Origin of the sequence: Dietzia sp. SLG310A2-38A2, from assembly GCF_014145095.1 — a bacterium.
Lineage (GTDB): Bacteria > Actinomycetota > Actinomycetes > Mycobacteriales > Mycobacteriaceae > Dietzia.
Window position 1 is genome coordinate 1 of the sequence record NZ_JAALDX010000399.1, and the last position, 3,699, is coordinate 3,699.

A 3,699-nucleotide genomic window follows, 5' to 3' on the forward strand; every position below is an offset into this window, starting at 1 on the left:
AGCTACGCGGAGTTCGCCGACCGCGCCACGCGACTGGCCTCACTCCTGCGGATGCGCGGTGTCGCCCGGGGCGACCGCGTCGGGGTGCTCGCCCCCAACTCCGCCGAGGCGCTCCTCGCGCAGTTCGCCGTCCCGCTCGCCGGCGGTGCGGTGGTGGCCCTCAATACCCGTCTCGCGCCCCCGGAGGTCGCGTACATCGCCGAGCACGCCGGGATCTCGGTGCTCATCGCCGACTCCGGTCTCCTGGCAGGGCTGGGGGACGAGGTACCGGAATCGATCGGCCTCATCCTGGTGACCCCCGACGCCGACGGCACCCAGCCGGACCCGGCCCGCTTCGGCCCCCGCGCCGAGGCGCTGGAGGAGGGTCTGGCGCTGGCCTCCCCGCAACCGGTGCCGTGGACGGTGGAGGACGAGGACGCCGTGATCGCCGTCAACTACACCTCGGGCACCACAGGCCGGCCCAAGGGTGTCATGTACACCCACCGCGGCGCCTACCTCAACGCGCTCGGGGAGATCATCACCCAGGGGCTCGACGCGGACTCGCGGTACCTGTGGACGCTCCCGATGTTCCACTGCAACGGGTGGTGCACCACATGGGCCCTGACCGGCGCGATGGGCACCCACGTGTGTCTGCGCGCCGTCCGGGGCGATGAGATCTGGAGACTGTTCGACGAGGAGGGGATCAACCGCCTCGCCGGGGCCCCGGCGGTGTTGAGCACGATCGCCGACGACCCGGCGGCCCGGCCGGTGACGGGGATCCGCATGGTCACGGCCGGCGCCCCGCCCTCGCCCACGATCCTGCGGCGCTTCGAGGACCTGGGCATCGACGTGACGCAGGTGTACGGGCTCACCGAGACCTACGGGCCGATCACGGTGTGCACCCCCCAGCCCGGCTGGACGGATCTGGATCCGGACGAGCGTGCGGGCCTGAAGTCCAGGCAGGGCGTCGCCATGATCCACGCCGACACGGTCCGGGTGGTCCAGCGGACCAGCCCAGGCGAGAAGCACCTCGTCGACGTCCCCGCCGACGGCGTGACGATGGGCGAGGTCGTCATGACCGGCAACGGCGTGATGAAGGGGTACTTCGCCGACCCGGAGGCCACGGCGACCGCGTTCGCCGGTGGTTGGTTCCACTCGGGCGACCTCGGCGTGATGCATCCGGACGGGTACGTGCAGCTGCTCGACCGGGCCAAGGACGTGGTGGTCTCCGGCGGCGAGAACATCTCCACGATCGAGGTCGAACAGGCCATCGCGTCGCACCCCGACGTGATGGACTGCGCCGTGGTGTCGATGCCCGACGAGAAGTGGGGTGAGCGCCCGAAGGCGTACGTCGTGGTGAAGCCCGGATCCCAGCTCGACGAGGACGGTGTGATCGAACACTGCCGGACCAGGATCGCCCGCTACAAGGTGCCCGGTGCGGTGGAGCTCACCGAGGCCCTGCCGCGCACCTCGACGGGCAAGGTGCGCAAGAACGAACTCCGCGACGCGGCGTGGTCGGGGTGGGACAAGCGCATCAACTGACGGCCCCGCTCCTGCAGGGTGGGCACGGGTGACGTTATTGTTGTCCCCAGGACCACAATCCGGTGCGCCCGGCCAGTTCGGATCGCACCCAGCCCCGACTCGCAGGAGGTCGACGCAGGCCCATGACGAACATCGTCGTACTGATCAAGCAGGTTCCGGACACCTACTCGGAGCGCAAGCTCTCCGATGGGGACTTCACCCTGGACCGCGAGGCCGCGGACGCGGTCCTCGATGAGATCAATGAGAAGGCCGTTGAGCAGGCTCTCCAGATCAAGGAGGCCGAGGGTGGCGAGGTGACCGTCCTGACCGCCGGTCCCGACCGCGCCACCGAGGCGATCCGCAAGGCCCTGTCGATGGGCGCCGACAAGGCCGTCCACCTCAACGACGAGGCGCTCCACGGCTCGGACGTGGTCCAGACCGCGTGGGCCATCGCCAACGTGCTGGGCACCATCGAGGGCACCGAGCTGGTCATCTGTGGCAACGAGGCCACCGACGGCCGCATGGGCAGCGTCCCGGCCATCATCGCCGAGTACCTGGGCCTGCCGCAGGTCACCCACATGCGCACCCTCGAGGTCTCCGGCGGGACCATCAAGGGTGAGCGGGAGACCGACGAGGGCATCTTCGAGATCGAGGCGTCGCTGCCCTGCGTCGTGTCGGTCGGCGAGAAGATCAACGAGCCGCGGTTCCCCTCCTTCAAGGGCATCATGGCCGCCAAGAAGAAGCCGGTCGAGGTCCTGACGCTGGCCGACACCAACGTCGAGGCCGGTCAGGTGGGCAAGGACAACGCGGCGACCACCGTCACGTCGTCCGTCCCCAAGCCGCCGCGCAGCGCCGGTGAGAAGTTCACCGACGAGGGCGAGGGCGGCAACGAGGTCGCCAAGTACCTCGTGGCGCAGAAGCTCATCTGATCGCGCTCACCCCGATCGACTCCCACCAGTCTTTTTCAAGGAGAATCCACCATGGCTGAAGTCCTCGTCGCGGTCGAGCACGTCGACGGCGAACTCAAGAAGGTCACCCTCGAGCTGCTGACCGCCGCACGCGCGCTGGGTGAGCCGTCCGCCGTCGTGTTCGGTGAGACCGGCACCGCCGCAACGCTCACCGACGCCCTCAAGGAGGCCGGCGCGGAGAAGATCTACGTGGCCGAGGGCGACGCGGTGCAGAACTACCTCGTCACGCCCAAGGTCGACGTCCTCGCCGGGCTCGCCGAGCAGGGTGCGGCGGCGATCGTCCTGGCCGCCACGTTCGAGGGCAAGGAGGTGGCGGGTCGCCTCGCGGCCCGTACCGGTTCCGGCACCCTGTGTGACGTCGTCGAGATCAAGTCCGACGGGTCGGCGGTCCACTCGATCTTCGGTGGCGCCTTCACCGTCGAGGCGACCGTCGCCGGCGACACGCCCATCTACACCCTGCGCCCGGGCGCCGTCGAGGCGACGCCGACCGCCGGCGCCGGCGAGGTCGTCGAGGTCGACGTCCCCGAGCCCGAGAACGCCGCCAAGGTCATCTCCCGCAACCCGATCGTCGGTGGCGACCGTCCCGAGCTCACCGAGGCGACCGTCGTCGTCGCCGGAGGCCGTGGCGTGGGTTCGGCGGAGAAGTTCGAAGAGGTCGTCGAGCCGCTGGCCGACTCGCTCAAGGGTGCCGTCGGTGCCTCGCGTGCCGCCGTCGACTCGGGGTACTACCCGGGTCAGTTCCAGGTGGGTCAGACCGGCAAGACCGTGTCGCCGCAGCTGTACATCGCCCTCGGAATCTCGGGCGCCATCCAGCACCGTGCCGGAATGCAGACGTCCAAGACGATCGTCGCCGTGAACAAGGACGAGGAGGCCCCGATCTTCGAGATCGCGGACTACGGCGTCGTCGGAGATCTGTTCAACGTCGCCCCGCAGCTCACCGAGGCCATCAACGCCCGTAAGTGAGGACGGCGCGACAGCGTCCAGCAGTACCGACCGGACCCCGGCACCCCTGCGGTGCCGGGGTTCGGCGCGTTCGGGCGTATTCTTGCCGACGTCATGCTCACGATCCGCACCGCGCACTATCTCGACCACGCCGCGACCACCCCGATGCGTCCGTCGGCCCTGGCCGCCTACGCCGACGCGGCCGCCACCGTCGGTAACGCCTCGTCTCTCCACGGAGCCGGCCGCCGCGCCCGTCGCCGGGTGGAGGAGGCCCGCGAGTCGCTCGCCG

The 3,699-nt window shown here is 69.9% G+C and carries 3 protein-coding genes and 1 pseudogene; all 4 read left to right on the forward strand.

All coding sequences use genetic code 11. The annotated features are described in order from the left end of the window. Nucleotides 1-1,521, forward strand: a 1,521-nt coding sequence (locus tag G6027_RS13745; protein WP_182637660.1) for an AMP-binding protein, incomplete at its 5' end; no start/stop codon positions are given. A gap of 122 nt (nt 1,522-1,643) precedes the next feature. After that, complete coding sequence (locus G6027_RS13750) at nt 1,644-2,429, forward strand: electron transfer flavoprotein subunit beta/FixA family protein (RefSeq protein ID WP_179525538.1); 786 nt, start codon at nt 1,644-1,646, stop codon at nt 2,427-2,429. Nucleotides 2,430-2,480: 51 nt separating this feature from the next. After that, nucleotides 2,481-3,431: an electron transfer flavoprotein subunit alpha/FixB family protein gene (locus G6027_RS13755; RefSeq protein ID WP_182637661.1), complete on the forward strand. Its 951-nt coding sequence runs from the start codon at nt 2,481-2,483 to the stop codon at nt 3,429-3,431. A 93-nt stretch (nt 3,432-3,524) separates the two neighbouring features. Further along, nucleotides 3,525-3,699 (forward strand): annotated as a pseudogene (locus tag G6027_RS18960) (cysteine desulfurase NifS); the annotation flags it as partial.

Excerpts from the sequence above, each read along its gene's own strand:
- G6027_RS13750 (WP_179525538.1), top strand. The coding sequence starts at position 1,644 with ATGACGAACATCGTCGTACTGATCAAGCAGGTTCCGGACACCTACTCG.
- G6027_RS13755 (WP_182637661.1), top strand. The coding sequence starts at position 2,481 with ATGGCTGAAGTCCTCGTCGCGGTCGAGCACGTCGACGGCGAACTCAAG.